This is a genomic window from uncultured Streptococcus sp. (assembly GCF_963518475.1).
Taxonomy (GTDB): Bacteria; Bacillota; Bacilli; order Lactobacillales; family Streptococcaceae; genus Streptococcus.
On record NZ_CAUQJA010000007.1, the window covers coordinates 14,498 to 31,761 of the forward strand.

At 38.4% G+C, this 17,264-nt stretch carries 16 protein-coding genes and 1 pseudogene; 12 read left to right on the forward strand and 5 right to left on the reverse strand.

From position 1 onward, the window contains the following. Positions 1 to 47 precede the first annotated feature (47 nt). The 3 genes from RYK12_RS04020 to RYK12_RS04030 are packed head-to-tail and all read left to right on the forward strand — an operon-like array spanning position 48 to position 2,670. Positions 48 to 1,106 (forward strand): AAA family ATPase, encoded by a 1,059-nt coding sequence (locus RYK12_RS04020; RefSeq protein ID WP_314847121.1) that lies wholly within the window; start codon positions 48 to 50, stop codon positions 1,104 to 1,106. Positions 1,107 to 1,115: 9 nt separating this feature from the next. Next, positions 1,116 to 1,895, forward strand: a complete 780-nt coding sequence (gene pnuC, locus RYK12_RS04025) for a nicotinamide riboside transporter PnuC (RefSeq protein WP_261056850.1) — start codon at positions 1,116 to 1,118, stop codon at positions 1,893 to 1,895. A 1-nt stretch (position 1,896) separates the two neighbouring features. Next, on the forward strand, positions 1,897 to 2,670 hold the full coding sequence (locus tag RYK12_RS04030; protein WP_261056849.1) for an NUDIX hydrolase: 774 nt from the start codon (positions 1,897 to 1,899) through the stop codon (positions 2,668 to 2,670). A gap of 72 nt (positions 2,671 to 2,742) precedes the next feature. On the opposite strand, the gene RYK12_RS04035 is transcribed toward RYK12_RS04030, so the two are convergent. Further along, positions 2,743 to 2,973: a hypothetical protein gene (locus tag RYK12_RS04035; protein WP_004255357.1), complete on the reverse strand. Its 231-nt coding sequence runs from the start codon at positions 2,971 to 2,973 to the stop codon at positions 2,743 to 2,745. A 278-nt stretch (positions 2,974 to 3,251) separates the two neighbouring features. Between RYK12_RS04035 and RYK12_RS04040 the strand changes: the two genes are divergently transcribed. Next, positions 3,252 to 3,950: a hypothetical protein gene (locus RYK12_RS04040; RefSeq protein WP_314847124.1), complete on the forward strand. Its 699-nt coding sequence runs from the start codon at positions 3,252 to 3,254 to the stop codon at positions 3,948 to 3,950. 70 nt (positions 3,951 to 4,020) lie between these two features. Here RYK12_RS04040 and RYK12_RS04045 read toward each other — a convergent pair. Next, positions 4,021 to 4,248, reverse strand: a pseudogene (locus RYK12_RS04045) (tRNA dihydrouridine synthase DusB); the annotation flags it as partial. Between the two features lie 128 nt (positions 4,249 to 4,376). On the opposite strand from RYK12_RS04045, the gene RYK12_RS04050 reads away from it, so the two are divergent. From RYK12_RS04050 to RYK12_RS04075, 6 genes are all read left to right on the forward strand, one after another. After that, entirely contained in the window at positions 4,377 to 6,137 is a 1,761-nt protein-coding gene (locus tag RYK12_RS04050; protein ID WP_261014776.1) for an ATP-binding protein, read from the forward strand. After that, positions 6,115 to 6,720: a response regulator transcription factor gene (locus tag RYK12_RS04055; RefSeq protein ID WP_023947315.1), complete on the forward strand. Its 606-nt coding sequence runs from the start codon at positions 6,115 to 6,117 to the stop codon at positions 6,718 to 6,720. The genes RYK12_RS04050 and RYK12_RS04055 overlap by 23 nt, the downstream gene beginning before the upstream one ends. A gap of 98 nt (positions 6,721 to 6,818) precedes the next feature. Further along, positions 6,819 to 7,712: an AvrD family protein gene (locus tag RYK12_RS04060; protein ID WP_314847126.1), complete on the forward strand. Its 894-nt coding sequence runs from the start codon at positions 6,819 to 6,821 to the stop codon at positions 7,710 to 7,712. After that, positions 7,712 to 8,488 (forward strand): AAA family ATPase, encoded by a 777-nt coding sequence (locus RYK12_RS04065; protein WP_049501960.1) that lies wholly within the window; start codon positions 7,712 to 7,714, stop codon positions 8,486 to 8,488. Before RYK12_RS04060 ends, RYK12_RS04065 begins: the two co-directional genes overlap by 1 nt. Before the next feature lie 8 nt (positions 8,489 to 8,496). Continuing rightward, the gene (locus RYK12_RS04070) at positions 8,497 to 9,174 is read left to right on the forward strand and encodes an ABC transporter ATP-binding protein (RefSeq protein ID WP_000614114.1); all 678 of its coding nucleotides are present in this window, start codon (positions 8,497 to 8,499) and stop codon (positions 9,172 to 9,174) included. Further along, complete coding sequence (locus RYK12_RS04075) at positions 9,171 to 11,438, forward strand: ABC transporter permease (protein WP_049501959.1); 2,268 nt, start codon at positions 9,171 to 9,173, stop codon at positions 11,436 to 11,438. Before RYK12_RS04070 ends, RYK12_RS04075 begins: the two co-directional genes overlap by 4 nt. A 146-nt stretch (positions 11,439 to 11,584) precedes the next feature. On the opposite strand, the gene RYK12_RS04080 is transcribed toward RYK12_RS04075, so the two are convergent. The 3 genes from RYK12_RS04080 to hslO are packed head-to-tail and all read right to left on the reverse strand — an operon-like array spanning position 11,585 to position 13,977. Beyond that, the gene (locus RYK12_RS04080; RefSeq protein WP_049501958.1) at positions 11,585 to 12,136 is read right to left on the reverse strand and encodes a cysteine hydrolase family protein; all 552 of its coding nucleotides are present in this window, start codon (positions 12,134 to 12,136) and stop codon (positions 11,585 to 11,587) included. 1 nt (position 12,137) lies between these two features. Further along, on the reverse strand, positions 12,138 to 13,118 hold the full coding sequence (gene dusB / locus RYK12_RS04085; RefSeq protein ID WP_049501957.1) for a tRNA dihydrouridine synthase DusB: 981 nt from the start codon (positions 13,116 to 13,118) through the stop codon (positions 12,138 to 12,140). Continuing rightward, positions 13,105 to 13,977 carry an Hsp33 family molecular chaperone HslO gene (gene hslO, locus RYK12_RS04090; RefSeq protein ID WP_049501956.1) on the reverse strand — a complete coding sequence of 291 codons (873 nt, stop codon included), beginning with the start codon at positions 13,975 to 13,977 and terminating at the stop codon, positions 13,105 to 13,107. The genes dusB and hslO overlap by 14 nt, the downstream gene beginning before the upstream one ends. 164 nt (positions 13,978 to 14,141) lie before the next feature. On the opposite strand from hslO, the gene RYK12_RS04095 reads away from it, so the two are divergent. After that, positions 14,142 to 15,569: a helix-turn-helix domain-containing protein gene (locus RYK12_RS04095; RefSeq protein WP_314847130.1), complete on the forward strand. Its 1,428-nt coding sequence runs from the start codon at positions 14,142 to 14,144 to the stop codon at positions 15,567 to 15,569. A 159-nt stretch (positions 15,570 to 15,728) separates the two neighbouring features. Beyond that, entirely contained in the window at positions 15,729 to 17,237 is a 1,509-nt protein-coding gene (gene glpK / locus RYK12_RS04100; protein ID WP_261035075.1) for a glycerol kinase GlpK, read from the forward strand. The last annotated feature ends 27 nt before the right edge of the window (positions 17,238 to 17,264 follow it).

Genomic DNA, 17,264 nt, shown 5'->3' on the forward strand with positions numbered 1-17,264 from the left:
AACATAGATAATGAAAATATCAAAAAATATAAAAAGGCAATAGGTTTATGAAAAAGAAAACAGCAGTGGTATTTGGAACCTTTGCTCCGCTTCATCAAGGACATATCGATCTAATCCAGCGAGCGAAGCGGCAGTGTGATCAGGTCTGGGTTGTCGTTTCAGGCTATGAGGGAGATCGAGGGGAGCAGGTAGGCTTAACGCTTCAAAAAAGATTTCGCTATATTAGAGAGGCTTTTCGTGATGACGAGTTGACCTCCGTTTGCAAGTTAGATGAGACTAATCTTCCCCGTTACCCTATGGGCTGGCAGGAGTGGTTGGACCAAATGTTAGCGGAGATTTCCTATGATGAAACCCAGCAAGAGTTAATTTTCTTTGTGGGAGAAGCAGACTACCAGCAAGAATTGTCTAATCGTAGCTTTGGGACTGTCTTGCAAGAAAGAAAGTTTGGTATCTCAGCGACTATGATTCGAGAAAATCCAAGCAAATATTGGAAATATATTGCTCAACCCTTCCGTCGTCAATTTACTAAGAAAGTCTTAATCATGGGAAGTGCTAGCAATGGAAAAACAACTCTAGCCAAGGATTTGGCCAGGTATTACGATGCGCCAGTTAGTCTTGAATATGCGCGTGAGTATCAGATAAAAAATAATGTTCGAGACGACGAGTTGACTCCAAAAGATTACTATTATCTCCTGTTGGGGCAGTATGACCAGACCTCTAAGTTAATCGATAGCAATGCCAATCGAGGCCTAGTGATAGCCGATACCAACTCCTTAGTAACCAAGGGCTACTATGATTATTACATGGAGACTGAGGATCAAGGGGACTTATCAGGAGAGACTTTTGACAATCTATTTGTTTCGATCTTGGCCAAGGAAAAATGGGACTTGATTCTCTTTGTGCAGCCTGTCGGCTCCTATGTCAATGATGGATTTAGAGATATGACTATGGCAGAAGACCATATTCGTCATAGTTTTTCCCAGCATTTGGACCAGATGAGAGAGCGATATTTAACCACCATTCCACTAGTTTATCTAGCTGAGGATTACCTAGGAAATTATGAAGCAGCCAAAGTGGCTATTGATGCCATTTACCAAGCAGATTAGGAGAAAATTATGAAAACAGTAACTGAAAAAATCACACAATTTATCGAAAACTTTAAAAATGTCCATGCCGAAGCCCGCAAGATTGGTTTTGCAGGGATCATGCGCCTGCTCTGGAAAGATCTCTTTGTTGGTCGTAGCCTTTTCCAGTGGTTGTATCTCATTGCCTTGTCAAGTATTCCCTTGATCTTGGAATTCACGCAAAATACGGAAAGTCATGATTGGCTGAGCTTGTTTGCATCTTGGACCGGGATTGTCTGTGTTATCTTGGTAGCAGAAGGGCGTGCAAGCAACTATCTCTTTGGGGCTATTAATTCGGCTATCTATTTGATTTTGGCCATGAATGCGACTTTTTATGGTGAAGTTTTGACGACCGTTTACTTCTTTGTCATGCAGCCGATTGGTCTCTATGCTTGGCTGTCCAACCGTATCAATGACCAAGGAAAAGCAGAAGAATCTCATTTTGAAGCTAAGAAATTATCTGTGCTTGACTGGCTCAAGTACTTGGCTTTGACTGCTATCATTTGGATTGGTATGGGCTTGGCTTACCAAAGTATCCATAGTGCTCGCCCTTTCCGTGATAGTGTTACCGATGCGACCAATGGTGTCGGTCAGCTCTTGATGACCCGTCTCTACCGTGAGCAATGGATTTTCTGGATTGCAACCAATCTCTTTAGTATCTATCTCTGGTGGGGTGAAAATATCCACATCCAAGGGATGTACTGGGTTTACACACTCAATAGTCTAGTAGGTTGGTACCAATGGACTAAGGCAGTTCGTAAGGAGGCATAAAATGACGGACACGATGATTCCAGCAGGGATGATGGAAAGAGAATATTTTGAAATTCATGCAAGTCAGGAGGAATTTTTGGATTGGTACTACAAGCAGGAACTTCCTCAATACGAAAAACCAAGTGTGACGGTGGATATGGTAGCTTACTGCTTTGTCGAAGGAAAGATCAAGCTCTTATTAATTCGTCGCAAGGCTCATCCATATCAAAATTGTTTGGCTCTGGTTGGAGGATTTATGGACAAGGGCGAAGACGCTGCGCATGCCTGCCAGCGTGAGGTTAGAGAAGAAGTTAATCTCAATCTTCCTTTGGAAAAAATTGAGCAATTGATGACCGTATCGACCCCCGGCCGTGACCCACGGGGCTGGACAGTGACCATTGCCCACTTGGTTTATTTGCCTAGTTGTGCATTAGAACTTGTTCAAGCAGGAGACGATGCCAAGGATGTCGTTTTCGTAGATGTCGATTTTCAGACAGGCAAGTGCTTCTTAGAGGGAGTAGAGTTGGAGGAGCAAGCCTTCGCTTTTGACCATTATGCCATTATCCAAGAATCCATCAAACGAATCCAAGGCCGTCTCGACTGGAATCCGACCTTCCTTTATCTGCTGGAGGAGGAGTTCACTGTCTACGAAGGAACTGAACTGGTCAATCTTATCAATCCCGGTCGTCCAATCGTCAGCAATAACTTTCTCGTAAAATACGGAGAATATGTAGAAGAAGTCGGACTCAAACGAGTACCTAAAAAGAAACCCAGAAAAACCTATCGATTGAAATAAAAAGCGAGGCCGGGAAAAAGTTCCCGACCTCTTTATTTGCCTTTATTAGTTTGATTTGCTGTTGCGACTGTTTTAGGGATGGCTATCTCTCTTAGAATTGCTCAACAGGTGCGTAAAGAAGTCTTTGTATCGATACTTGAGATAGTTCTCATGTAAAAATAACAAAGCGATATAAACAATCAAAAAGATTGTAGTCAGATAAAACACATCAAATGCAGTTCTCGCATAGTAAGCGGCTGATTGATAAGAGCCAATTGCTCCCAAAATCAACCAAGGAAGATACTTATAATACTTATTTAGCATAAGAGTGCACCTCCTATATTCTATTTCAATGTTATTATATTCCTTTGTCTAATATAATGCAAGCGATTACACAAAAAACAAATTCAAATTTTAAAAGAAAAATCTCCTGTTTTTCTGTTTTATTACGAATAGAAGAGTAGGAGGAGTAAATATATCTAAATGATGTGAGATTTTTAAAATAGTTTAGATAAATTGTTGACATATTCAAGGCCATATGTTACAATTATATTACAAAAAGATTTCTTTATATTTCTAAAATATTACAAAGGAGTAGAAAAATGAAAAAGAAAACCTATATCAAATTGATGGCAGCAACTGTATTGGCTTCTACCTTGCTACTAGGAGCTTGTGGAAATAAAAAGGAAACAACTCAAGCAAGCAGTTCTGCTAAGACAAGCCAATCATCAAGCTCTAAAGCAGCTTCTGCTAGCAAAGAAAGCAAGACTCAGAAGTCCTCAAGTTCAGCTTCATCTGAAAAGGCTAAGGCATCTACTGATCAATCTTCAGCAACTGCAACGCCATCACAAGCGGCACCTGCACCAGAGCAAAGACAGGGTCAAGAAGTGGCCAGTCAACAGGTAGCTAGTCAACAAACTTCTGCTCAGACTCCTTCAACTCAACAGGCTCCTCAAGCCCAGTCTAACCAATCAAGCTATGATCCTACAACTGACCGCAAACTTCAAGATAAGCAAGCAGAGCAAAATAAACGCTACAAGGGTGTTTTAACTATGGTAGACGGTGATTTCTCAGCTGCAGCGGGCAACTGGAAGGGTGCCAATGGCGAAACCATTACAGTTTCATCAGGAGGTCAATTCACAGTAGAATCTGCTGATGGAAAGAAAGAAAACTACTCTATCAGAGGCTATTCTTATACTCTTGATGATGGCAAGTATAATGCCAAAATCGGTGGAGGGAAAGTCATCCAAATTACAACAGGAGCGGATGGCAAGGTTTCCAGTGTTGCTTTGAATCAATAATAGCGCTCAGTATTTGAATTTTTACAATCAAAAACCCGTCAACTTTAAGAGAGTTACGGGTTTTAATCTATTAAGCCTTATGCAACTGCAAGAGAGCTTCAATCTCTGCCAGGGTGCTAGCTTGTGAAATAGCTCCACGGAGTTTAGCAATGCCAGATGTTCCACGGAGGTGGTGAGGAGCGAGGCCACGGAATTCACGAACTGCGACATTTTCCCCTTTGAGGTTAATCAAGCGTTTCAAGTGTTTGTAGGTAATTTTTATCTTGTCTTCAAAAGTCAAATCAGGTAGGATTTCACCTACCAGAAGATTGTATCAGTTATATCTCGAAAGAAAAAAGAATAAATTTAACTATAAAACCTGTCTTATTGAATGAAAAAATGGTAGAATAAACATCATATCAAGTGAAATGTGGAGTGTTACAAACAATGAAGTCAAAAATGTTTCGATTTTCTTTGGTTTTGTTATTTATTTTCTTTCTTTATTTTTTGTTTTCAATTTTTAACCGAACGTACAGTGGAATCACCGTAGATAAACATGATAATGAGTGGATAGTTAGACAAGTCCATAATCTGGGAAGCTTTGCAAATCATCAAGAGATAATAGGGGCATCGATTATACAAATAGACGGTCAGAGTCCAGATAGTAATTTCTCATTATCTCGATTTTTAATTGTTGAACCGCTTCATTCTGTGACAGTGTTAGATAGAGGCATTTCAAAGACTTTAATAATAGAATCTGGGAAATCAAGCCAAATTATCTTTCTTGTTTTATCAATCATTGCTTTTCTGATTCTACTGTTATTTCGATTATACATAAAAGGCAGAAGTAGAGGAAAAACTGGGAAACGATATTTTTATTTTATTATTTATACTAGTCTGATGTTATTATCGATTATTCCATCAAGTATAGGAGATGTATTTGGTCGTAGTCTATTAATTTCATACTTGACTTTATTTCCATTATTCATGGATATCTTCATTAGAGTGTTAGTCTTAAAGATAAAAGGTTCAACCATTTCTAACTTTTCTCGTATTATACTGGGCTATTCACTCATAACTCAACTTTTGTATGTTTATAATCTTATACAGCCCATTGATTTTTTAACCATCTTTTTTTCTAGGGGAGTATTTTATTTAGTATTTTTCTTTTTAGTTATCCTACTGTTAAAGATGCTTATAAATTACTATCAGAGAAGAGAAATGCTGCCAATTCATACCTTATTTTTAGCAGTTCTTGCCTTATTTCCTCTATTTTTTGGATATATTTTCCCGATTGGTAAGGAAGTTTCGTTTATTTATAGTATTCCTCTATTGTTGCTTATTTTATTCTCTATTGTGAATAACTTGATACTAGAGCGAATGATATATGTTGCTTGGAAGTGGAATCCATTCATATATAACTTGATATTTTCCGTTTTTTTTACTAGTCTAATTATTCTTTTTAGTCTGTTATTAAGAGAATTTTCTCCAATTTTTTTCGTTCTTTACACTTTTCTTTTTTCGCTAGCTTTGTTACCTGAAATAAGGAAAATGATGTTGATTAGCCATAAAATGGAGGGAATCTTTAGTAGTTTTCATACTTTTGTAGCTACTGAATTAGAGAGGGAAGAAATTGCAACGTTTATACATGATACTACAATTCAGAAGGTTATTTATTATAAAAAGCAGTTAGAAATTAGTGAACACATTAATAGGGGAGCTTTATTAGAGATGTTGGATGATATTGTTTTTGAATTAAGAGATTTATGTTCCAATATCTATCCTTTAATGGTGCATGAATTAGGGTTGAAAGAATCTATTACTAGCATATTAAACCAATTCATGAAGATGGAAACTGTTTCGATTATGACAACTTTTTCAATAGATGAAGAAAAAGTTAACGATAAAGTGGGCACGTTTGTATTAAGGACAGTTAAAGAACTAGTAAATAATAGTATTCTTCATGGGAATGCTAGAGAAATTACTGTAGATTTATCTACAAAAGAAAAGATTTTATCAATTGAAGTTATAGATGATGGTATTTTTAAGGGAAACTATCAGTCTAATGAACATCATTTTGGTTTAAATAGAATTGTAGAGAAGGTTCATTTATTGGGGGGAACTGTTCAGATAAATATAGAACCTACAAGTGTGAAGATACGGATACCTATAGAAGGGAAGAAAAATGATTCGTTTGGTTTTGATTGATGATCACAGTTTAGTATTACAAGGATTGGAGAACTATTTTTTAAAGGAAGATGATTTTAAAATTGTTGGTTCCTATACAGAAGTAGCAGATTTACTTCTCTGTCTTAAGAATGAAAAGGTAGATGTGCTAGTTATGGATTTTATGTTGAAAGGAGTAACGGCATTTGATGTTATTAGTCAAATAAATAGATTTCTGAATACAGTTCCCAAGATAGTTCTTTTATCAGGATTTTATGACACTTTGTTACATAAGAGAGCGATGGATTTTGGGATTCAAGCTTTTTTACCCAAAGAAAGTTCTTATTTGGATGTTAAAAGTGCAATTTATGCTGTTTATAAGGGAAATCACGTTATTCCAGATGGTTTGTTAGAAAAGCAAGAAAATAATCTATTGACAGATACGGAGTTAAGTGTATTGGAACTGATTGTAAAAGAATATTCTAATGAAAAGATAGCAAATAGTTTATTTGTCAGCAGGAGAACAGTGGATACCCATGTTTCAAATATTTGTTCAAAGTTGGGAGTGACGAGTAGAGTTGGAGCTGTACGTGAGGCTATTCGATTAAATCTAGTATCTTTATAATTTTATACTAAAAAGGCAAGAAGGTTTTCGTAAATTACGGATTCTTTCTTGTCTTTTTTTGTTTAAGATAGAGTCAGTTTAAAAGATTGGAGAAGTATATGCTAACAGTAGATTATTTACTTGGAGACAATAAAAATCGTTATTTTGGCAGAGGGCATAAGAAGACGACTTATGAAGTTAAGTTGAAAAATATTTTAGAAGAAGTTGGGTCTCTTCATCAAGAAGGTTTGTGGTCTAGTAAACAATCTGAAATCATACAGCAACACCTGAGTACATTAGATGGAATAGTATTAGCTCATTTATTTGGAAGTGAAATACTGAAAAGAATGGGAGTGAGATTAAATCAGTATAGGTTAAGCCATTTTGAGATAAAGTCAGGGATAAAAGCTATAGAAGAATTGGTAAATTTAAAATTAGAATTACAAAATTTCAAAATGACGAACCAAGTGATTGAATTTGATTGCTTGGTAATGGATATGAAAGTTTGTTTAGGATATCAATTATTAGAATGTATGGAAAATGTAGCTGCTATAGGAGAACAAGGTAGAGATTTTTTATCAACGCATTTAAGAGATAGACAACATGATATATACGATGTTGAGTTTTCAGATAGTAGTATATCTTGTAAAGCAGAGCAAGTATTAATCAAAGATATTGAATATAGTGGTGTAGGTAGTCTAGAAAAGAATTATTATAGTTTGTTAGAGCTTCTGATTATTTTTTCTCAAATGGCAGAGATGTTAGCCTACCATATAGAAGAGATATCTCGAGAAGAGAGCAATACCATGTGGATGAAGCAAGTGAGTGCAGACTTGAATTCACCAATTTTGAACGGAGTAGTAGAGCTTAGTGGTAGTGTTTCAAAAAATAGATTGTTAAAAATTAGAGAAGAACATTGGAAAGTCTACGAAATGTCAGGATATGATATAGATCATAAGGTAGTCTTTAAAAGTAAAATAGCTCAAAAATTACCTGATGGAGGGGGACAGTGATGGGAAATAGAGAATTAAGGTTAGTCATATCGGGAACTTATTCTACAGGTAAGACAACAACTGCTACAGCTCTTTCGATTGCAACGGGACTTCCCTTAATCGACGCTTTGTCTGCGAGGGAAATTTTGACAGATTTATATCCTGGCAGAAGATTTCAGGATATGTCATCAACTGAATTAATGGCACTAGGGCTAAAGCGTTTTGAGGAGAGAATTCGTACAGAAGGAATTTTATACAAGGAACATGGAAGTTTTCTATCAGATGGTTCAGTATTGAATGAATGGATTTACGGTACTGTTCGAATGAGGGTAGGAATTAATCCAGGATCAGCATTCATTCATCGATTGATGAAATCTATTTTAGGTATTCCGGGTCGACGATTTTTCAAAAAATATTTGACTGCTTATGGGGTTGTCTCTAAGAATCATGCGAAACTGTGGTATACAGATGTTGTTCATTTACCAGTAGAGTTTGCAATGGATCCAGATGGGCATAGACCAGTATCTGAAGAGTATCGAAATTTATCAGATGAGGAATTATATGAAGCTTATAGGAATTTGGGTCTGACACCTTATTGTGTCAAAGGTAGTCAGAAAGAACGGTTAAATCAGATCATTCAACATTATGAGTTGCCAATAGTTGTTTCAGTAGATGAGGCTATTTCCTTAGCTGAAAAGGTTATACGAGAAAACAGGGAAGCAGTATCTAAACGTATCATAGAACAGTATGAAGAGCCTACATTAAAGGAAAAAATAAAATTTATGACAAGATATTAGGAGTATGTATGATTCAGTTTCAAAATATTAGTAAGATTTATAAGGTAGGAGAGCAAGAAGTTCGTGCTTTAGATCAAGTTAGTTTTTCTATTGAGAAAGGGAAATTTACAGTTATTTTAGGTCCATCAGGTTCAGGGAAAAGTACGTTACTAAATTTACTTGGTGGGATGGATCGTGCGACATCAGGAACCTTTATATTTGATGAGGAACTAGTAACAAAGTTTACGGACAAGGAATTATCTGCTTATCGAAAAGATAAAATTGGTTTTGTTTTTCAATTTTATAACTTAGTTCCAAGTTTAACAGCCAAGGAGAATATAGGTATTGCAGCAAATTTAGTGAAAAACAATAAAGAAATTGATATGTATTTAGATCAAGTTGGTTTACTTCATAGAAAAAATAATTTTCCTAATCAACTTTCTGGAGGTGAAATGCAACGTGTATCAATTGCAAGGGCATTGGCTAAAGAACCTAGTCTATTATTGTGTGATGAACCTACAGGAGCGTTAGATTCAAAGACAGGTGATAGTATTTTAACTTTATTGAAGGAAGTTTCTAGAAATGGGAATGCTGCAGTTGTAATGGTTACACATAATAGAGAGTTTGCTAAATTTGCAGATCGAGTTATATATTTGAAAGATGGAAGTATTGAAAAAATAGAGAATAATGAAGAGGTGCTGGGATGAGGTATCTTCATATAAAATTATTAAGAGATCTTCGGCAAAATTGGCAACAATTTTTCTCTGTTTTTCTGATGTCTCTATTAAGTGTATTAATCTTTGTAGGGCTACAAGGAGCTTGGCATGGACTTGAAAAGAGTCTAGAGAGTTATTTGAAACAATCTGAACTTCCTGTTGTTTGGGTTCAAGCGAGACAAATTGATGAATCAAAAATTAAGCAGGTTGAACTATTATCTTCTGTTGAAAAAGTTATCAGTAAAAAGAAAGGATTTGCTAATATTGTTCGTTTAGACAAGACTGACGGACGAATCAATCTTGAAACGATTACAGATAATCAACTGGTTACAGTAACAGAAGGAAGTTCTTTTTCTGAAGGAAAACAAGATTCGATTTGGATTGATGGGAATTATGCGAAGAAGAATCATTTACAGATTGGAGATTCAATTTCTATTTCATCAAGGGGGAAACAGATAGATTTAGAAATTGTAGGATTTGTTCAGGCCACAGATAAGATTTATTTCACAGGTAGCATGGAATATATCGCTCCAAATCCTGACAATGATGCCTATGGTTATATTGCAGATAATGAAATTGCAAAAGGAATTCTGGGTTTATCGTCAGATAATGTCTTAGAAATTTATGGTTCTAAGGTAGATTTGCGAGGAGATTTAGAGTCTATTTTTGGGGGCGATTTAGTTTCTTATCAAGATCAAAAAAGTTTAACTGAAATATCAGAAGCTACCGATCGAGTTGGGCAAATTAGAAACTTATCTTACTTATTTTCTTTTATCTTTATTTTGTTAGCTATTTTGGCTATGTTTACAACCATTCAGCGTTTGATTGATGGCCAAACAAAAGAGATTGCTGTATTAAAGGCTCTAGGCTTTTCAAATCAGGCTATCAGTTTACATTATATTTTATTTGGCTTAGTAGTAAGTTTATTAGGAAGTTTCGCAGGCTTTGCTATTTCTCCCTTGATGTCATGGTTTGTACTAGAAACTCAAAAGTCAATGTTTACACTTCCAAATTGGCAAATCTCTTATTCATCTTCATCAATAGTCGTTGGTATTGTGGTCATTATTATTTGTGTTTTAGCTGCCTATTTAGCTTCTAGAGAGTCAGCTAGAGGCTTACCAGCAATATTTTTAAGAGGTAAAGAAAAAGTTGCTAAATCTGTTTTTGTGGAAAGATTTTCCTCTATCTGGCAACGAATTTCTTATCCTTCTAGATGGGCAATTCGTGATGCCTCGTTTAATCGTATTCGAGTTTTGATGGGAATCGTGGGAGTTGCAGGAAGTATGATGTTACTGATTGCTGGAATTGGTATGCCTGTGTCCATGAATCATCTTGTTGATAAGGCATACAATGAAGATTTTTCTTATTCAAAACGACTGACCGTAGCTGATTATACATCTTCTAAGTCTAGATATGGTGGGCAAGGTGTACAAATTTCACAGGCACATTTTAATCCAGATGATGGCTACAATCGTTTATTGATTATATTTGATGATGGAGATATGATCCAAGCAAAAACAGAGAGTGCGGATTCTTTGAAAGATGATGGTTTGTATGTAACTAGATCATTTGCCCGTTTAGCAGGTATTAAAGTCGGAGATTTTTTAAATGTGACTCCCTATCAAGATGGTCATACTTACAAGTTTGAAGTAAAAGGGATTGTCACAAGTGAAACCAATCAAGGGGCCTATCTTCATGCTAGAGTCTTTGAAAAAGCAGGGGGAGATTTTACTCCACATACTTTATTAGTTGGGCCGGAGGTGGACGAAGATACTATTAAGCAAGACAAAGGTGTTCTATCTGTCATTGAAAAAGGGAGCCAAGAAAAAAATGCCTATGATTTTGTATCTAGTTTGATGAGTGTATTTCTAATGATTATTGGCTTTGCCTTATTACTTGTTATTATTGTTCTCTATAATCTGGGTTCTTTAAACTTTGTAGAGAGAATGAGAGACTATGCTACATTGCAAGTATTAGGATTTTCTAATCAATATCTACAGATGGTGACTCTTTTTGAGACTATACTGACTACCTTTATTGGGTGGCTAGCAGGAATTCCTTTAGGAATATGGTTTTTGAAAGAATATGTAGCAACATTTTCGACAATTCGAATTGAGTATACCGCTTATGTCAGTATGTATGTCCTTGCTTCTGCTACGTTATTGGTTTGGTTTACATCTTTAGGGACTGCTTATTTTATTAGTCTTCGTATGAGAAAGATTGATATGATTAGTGCTCTAAAGGGGGTAGACTAGTATGGTCAGTTCTGAGGGAATCTATAGACATTTATGAATAATTGTTAATCATCAGTTCTAAGGTCCAAATTTACCTATTTGTGTATTGGTTCACTACATTACTGTATTCAAAATCCGTCAGCTCAAATAAGAGTTGACGGATTCTTTTATACTTGTACTTGGGTTAAAAATTCTTCTGTAGTAAGAATTTGAGCAAACTCATCTTGTAGAGAAAGGAGATTAATCTCATGGATAGTCTCAGGAGAGATGGACTGACCGTTTTTGTTAGATAGGGTAAAACTGGCAGTAGCATCTGCTAGTAAAGTGACTTCAAAACCAAGATTTGCTGCCATTCGTGTCGTAGTAGATACACAATGAGGCAGGGTCAAACCAACAAGGACTAAATGACCAATCTGATTTTTTCGTAAATAGGTTTCAAGATTTGTTCCAATAAAGGCGCTATTAACCGTTTTTTGAAAGACAGGTTCTGAAGCAAATGGTTCAAATCCACTTTTAGACTCCTGATTTTGTTTGTTATGAAATTGGGACTGGGGATTGTCAGATATGTGTTGAACATGTAAGACTGGAAGAGCGTGTTTACGAAAGTATGCCAGTACCCTCAATGCTTGTTGTTCAGCTTGAGGGTTGTTCCGTTCTCCCCAGATAGGTCTATCAAATGCTTTTTGCATATCGATAATCAGTAGAGCAGTATGAACCATGTTAAGCCTTATCTAACTGCAAGAGAGCCTCAATCTCTGCTAGGGTGCTAGCTTGTGAAATGGCTCCACGTAGTTTGGCAGCGCCAGATGTTCCACGGAGGTAGTGAGGAGCGAGACCACGGAATTCACGAACTGCGACATTTTCCCCTTTGAGGTTAATCAAGCGTTTCAAGTGTTCGTAGGCAATTTTCATCTTGTCCTCAAAGGTCAAATCAGGTAGGATTTCTCCTGTTTCAAAGTAGTGGTTGATTTGCTTGAAGAGGTAGGGATTTCCCATAGCTGCACGGCCAATCATGACTGCGTCAGCGCCAACTTCTTCGATACGCTGTTTGGCTTCTTGAACTGTACGGATGTCACCGTTGGCGATGAATGGAATCTTTGTCAGTGCTTGAGCGACCTTGTGAAGAGTCTCAAGGTCTGCGTGGCCTGTGTACATTTGTTCACGGGTACGTCCATGCATGGCAAGGGCAGAAACACCTGCAGCTTCAGCGGCGAGGGCATTTTCTACTGCAAGAGAAGGGTCAGCCCAGCCGGTACGCATTTTGACAGTAAGGGGGATATCCAGGACAGATTGGACCTTGTTGATGATAGAGTAGATTTTGTCTGGGTCCTTGAGCCACATAGCACCAGCTTCGTTCTTCACGATTTTGTTAACTGGGCAGCCCATGTTGATATCGACGATATCAGTTTTGGTGTTTTCTTGGATGAATTCTGCTGCGCGTGCTAGGCTGTCTTCATCACTACCAAAAAGTTGGATAGAGACTGGGTTTTCGCCTTCATCGATATGAAGCATGTGTAGGGTTTTTTCGTTGTTGTATTGAATTCCCTTGTCAGAGACCATTTCCATGACAACGAGTCCAGCTCCGAGCTCTTTTGCAATGGTACGAAAGGCTGAGTTGGTGACACCAGCCATGGGTGCTAGAACGGTACGATTGGGAATCTCAACATTGCCAATCATAAAGGGTGTATTAAGATTTGTCACGAATGAGTTCCTCCAGGTCGTTTTCATCAAAGTTGTAAGTAGTTTGGCAGAATTGACAAGTGATTTCTGCCCCGTGGTCTTCCTCTTTCATTTCCTGTAAGTCTGAACTTGGAAGGCTAGCAAGAGCGTTCATAAAGCGATCATGGCTACAGTCACATTGGAAACGGATTTCTTCTTCAGAGAGACGCTTGTAGGCCTCGTCACCGTAGATAGCCTTAAGGAGAGCTTCGATATGGTCGTCGCTTTCCAGAAGGGTTGAGATAGCTGGCATTTCTTGGATGCGTTTTTCAAAGCGAGCAATCTCTTCTTCCTTGGCTCCTGGCAAGACTTGAACTAGGAAACCACCTGCAACCTTGACCTTGTCTTCCTCGTCCAAAAGGACATTGAGGCCGACTGCTGAAGGTGTTTGTTGGCTTTCAGTCAGGTAAAAGGCAAGGTCTTCACCGATTTCTCCAGAGATGAGGGGAGTCATAGAGTTGTAAGGATTTCCAGTACCGTAGTCTGTGATAACGAGAAATTGACCATTTCCAACAAAAGGTCCGACTAGAACTTCACCAGTTGCAGTCTTTTTGATGTCAACACCAGGATTTTGAACGTAGCCTTTGACATTCCCCTTGGTATCAGCGACGGTGATAATAGCACCTAGAGAGCTAGATCCCAGTACCTTAACTGTTAGTTTGGTATTTCCTTTTTCATTGGCTGCGAGAATCTGGCTAGCGATAAGAGTTCGACCAAGCGCTACAGTTGAGCTAGCTTGGGTTTGGTGTTTTTCTTGAGCAGTGCGGACGGTTTCTGTGCTATCAAGGACAAAAGCACGAAAGGCTCCGCTTTCTGATATTGTTTTAATAATTTTATCCATAGCTACTATTTTAGCATAAAAATGCCCAAAGGGGGAGCCGTGTGTTTGCTGATTTTTAGGATAATAGACCAGGAAATCAGCATGAAAATAAAAAGAGAAACAGATTATTTCAGCATTTCTAAGATTTATGCTATGCTTAAGGTAGAAAATGAAAGGGGTAACAAATGTATTTAGGAGATTTGATGGAAAAGGCCGAATCTGGCCAATTTTCAATCCTTTCCTTTCTATTACAAGAGTCTCAGACGACTGTCAAGGCTGTAATGGAGGAAACAGGATTTTCAAAAGCAACCCTAACCAAATATGTCACCCTGCTCAATGACAAGGCTTTGGACAGTGGTTTAGTGCTGAACATCTCCTTAGAAGATGAAAATCTGCGTCTGTCAATCGGTGCAGCTACCAAGGGGAGAGATATTCGGAGCCTGTTTTTGGAGAATGCTGTTAAATACCAGATTCTTGTTTATCTTCTCTACCACCAGCAGTTTTTAGCTCATCAGTTGGCTCAAGAATTGATGATTAGTGAGGCTACGCTTGGTCGCCATTTGGCTAGTTTAAATCAGATTTTGTCAGAATTTGATTTATCTATCCAAAATGGACGGTGGCGAGGTCCAGAGCATCAGATTCGTTACTTCTATTTCTGTCTTTTCCGCAAGGTTTGGTCGAGTCAGGAATGGGAAGGCCACATGCAGAAGCCAGAGAGAAAGCAGGAGATTGCCACTTTAGAAGAAATCTGCGGTGCAAGTTTGTCTTCGGGTCAGAAATTGGACTTGGTTCTCTGGGCTCATATCAGTCAACAGCGTCTTCGGGTTAATGCTTGTCAGTTCCAAGTGATAGAAGAGAAAATGCGAGGGTATTTTGACAATATTTTCTACCTTCGTTTGCTGAGAAAGGCTCCGTCCTTTTTTGCTGGACAACACCTTCCTCTAGGAACTGAGGATGGGGAGATGATGATTTTCTTCTCTTTCCTCCTATCTCATCGCATTCTTCCTCTTCATACTATGGAATATATCCTTGGTTTTGGAGGGCAGTTGGCAGATTTGCTGACGCAATTGATTCAAGAAATGAAGAAGGAGGAACTATTGGGGGACTATACAGAGGACCATGTCACTTATGAACTCAGTCAGCTTTGTGCTCAAGTCTATCTCTATAAGGGCTATATTTTACAGGATTGCTACAAGTACCAGTTAGAGAATCGTCATCCCTATTTGCTGATGGAACATGATTTTAGGGGAACGGCAGAGGAGATTTTTCATGCTCTACCTGCCTTTCAGCAGGGGACAGATTTGGATAAGAAAATTCTCTGGGAATGGCTTCAGTTGATGGAATATATGGCTGAAAATGGTGGTCAGCATATGCGGATTGGTCTGGATTTGACATCTGGTTTTCTTGTCTTTTCAAGGATGGCAGCCATTTTAAAACGGTATTTGGAATACAATCGTTTTATCACCATTGAAGCCTATGACCGAACTCGACATTATGATTTGCTGGTTACCAATAACCCGATTCATAAGAAGGAACAAACACCAGTCTATTATTTAAAAAATGACTTGGATATGGAAGATTTGGCGGCTATTCGTCAGTTATTATTCACTTAAAAGGCTTGGTCGTTCCAGGTCTTTTTTGTGAAATTCACACAATCTCCTCACATTTTTTAAAAAATTAAAAAAAGTTGATAAACAAGAAAGCGCTTTATTTTGTATACTAGTAAGTGTAAAGAGGAAACATCCTCAAGATCTTTATCAGGAGGACAGCACATGTCACAAGAAAAATACATCATGGCCATTGACCAGGGGACTACAAGCTCTCGTGCCATTATTTTCAACAAAAAAGGAGAAAAGGTCAGCTCGAGTCAAAAAGAGTTTACCCAGATTTTCCCTCAGGCAGGTTGGGTAGAGCACAATGCCAATGAAATTTGGAACTCAGTCCAGTCAGTTATTGCGGGTGCTTTCATCGAAAGTGGTGTCAAGCCAAGTCAAATCGAAGCAATCGGAATTACCAACCAACGTGAAACAACGGTTGTCTGGGATAAGAAAACAGGGCTCCCTATCTACAACGCTATCGTTTGGCAGTCTCGCCAAACAGCCCCTTTGGCTGAGCAACTAAAAAACCAAGGTTATGTGGAAAAATTCCATGAAAAGACTGGTTTGATCATCGATGCTTACTTCTCAGCGACTAAGGTTCGTTGGATTTTGGACCATGTAGAAGGCGCTCAAGAGCGAGCAGAAAAAGGGGAATTGCTCTTTGGTACCATTGATACTTGGTTGGTTTGGAAATTGACTGACGGTGCGGCTCACGTGACCGACTACTCAAATGCAGCTCGTACCATGCTTTATAACATTAAAGAACTCAAATGGGATGACGAGATTTTGGAAATCCTCAACATTCCTAAGGCTATGCTACCAGAAGTTCGTTCTAACTCTGAAATCTACGGCAAGACAGCCCCATTCCATTTCTACGGTGGAGAAGTGCCAATCTCAGGTATGGCTGGGGACCAACAAGCGGCCCTCTTTGGACAGTTGGCCTTTGAACCAGGTATGGTTAAAAATACTTACGGAACAGGTTCTTTCATCATCATGAATACTGGTGAAGAAATGCAGTTGTCTGAAAACAATCTCTTGACAACGATTGGTTACGGAATCAATGGCAAGGTTTACTATGCCTTGGAAGGTTCTATCTTCATCGCAGGAAGTGCCATTCAATGGCTTCGTGATGGTCTTCGCATGGTTGAAAATTCACCAGAGTCTGAAAAATACGCTCGTGATTCTCACAACAATGATGAAGTTTATGTCGTTCCAGCCTTTACAGGTCTAGGTGCTCCATACTGGAACCAAAACGCTCGCGGTTCTGTCTTTGGCTTAACTCGTGGAACAAGTAAAGAAGACTTTATCAAGGCGACATTGCAATCTATCGCTTATCAGGTGCGTGATATCATCGACACCATGCAAGTGGATGCGCAGACAGCTATCCAAGTCTTGAAAGTAGACGGTGGTGCAGCTATGAACAATTTCCTCATGCAGTTCCAAGCTGACATTTTGGGAATCGATATCGCACGCGCCAAAAACTTGGAAACAACAGCTCTAGGGGCAGCCTTCCTAGCAGGTTTGTCAGTGGGCTATTGGAAGGACTTGGATGAGTTGAAACTCTTGAACGAGACAGGAGAACTCTTCGAGCCATCTATGAACGAATCGCGCAAGGAACAACTCTACAAGGGCTGGAAGAAGGCTGTAAAAGCAACTCAAGTCTTTGCGGAAGTAGACGACTAATACTGGAAGAATAAAGCGACTCAGTTA

Bases quoted from the DNA above. Each gene is read 5' to 3' on its own strand.
- RYK12_RS04030 (WP_261056849.1), top strand. From the start codon at position 1,897: ATGACGGACACGATGATTCCAGCAGGGATGATGGAAAGAGAATATTTT.
- RYK12_RS04050 (WP_261014776.1), top strand. From the start codon at position 4,377: ATGAAGTCAAAAATGTTTCGATTTTCTTTGGTTTTGTTATTTATTTTC.
- hslO (WP_049501956.1), bottom strand. From the start codon at position 13,977: ATGGATAAAATTATTAAAACAATATCAGAAAGCGGAGCCTTTCGTGCT.
- RYK12_RS04035 (WP_004255357.1), bottom strand. From the start codon at position 2,973: ATGCTAAATAAGTATTATAAGTATCTTCCTTGGTTGATTTTGGGAGCA.
- RYK12_RS04040 (WP_314847124.1), top strand. From the start codon at position 3,252: ATGAAAAAGAAAACCTATATCAAATTGATGGCAGCAACTGTATTGGCT.
- RYK12_RS04065 (WP_049501960.1), top strand. From the start codon at position 7,712: ATGGGAAATAGAGAATTAAGGTTAGTCATATCGGGAACTTATTCTACA.
- RYK12_RS04020 (WP_314847121.1), top strand. From the start codon at position 48: ATGAAAAAGAAAACAGCAGTGGTATTTGGAACCTTTGCTCCGCTTCAT.
- glpK (WP_261035075.1), top strand. From the start codon at position 15,729: ATGTCACAAGAAAAATACATCATGGCCATTGACCAGGGGACTACAAGC.
- RYK12_RS04080 (WP_049501958.1), bottom strand. From the start codon at position 12,136: ATGGTTCATACTGCTCTACTGATTATCGATATGCAAAAAGCATTTGAT.
- RYK12_RS04095 (WP_314847130.1), top strand. From the start codon at position 14,142: ATGTATTTAGGAGATTTGATGGAAAAGGCCGAATCTGGCCAATTTTCA.
- pnuC (WP_261056850.1), top strand. From the start codon at position 1,116: ATGAAAACAGTAACTGAAAAAATCACACAATTTATCGAAAACTTTAAA.
- RYK12_RS04070 (WP_000614114.1), top strand. From the start codon at position 8,497: ATGATTCAGTTTCAAAATATTAGTAAGATTTATAAGGTAGGAGAGCAA.
- RYK12_RS04060 (WP_314847126.1), top strand. From the start codon at position 6,819: ATGCTAACAGTAGATTATTTACTTGGAGACAATAAAAATCGTTATTTT.
- RYK12_RS04055 (WP_023947315.1), top strand. From the start codon at position 6,115: ATGATTCGTTTGGTTTTGATTGATGATCACAGTTTAGTATTACAAGGA.
- RYK12_RS04075 (WP_049501959.1), top strand. From the start codon at position 9,171: ATGAGGTATCTTCATATAAAATTATTAAGAGATCTTCGGCAAAATTGG.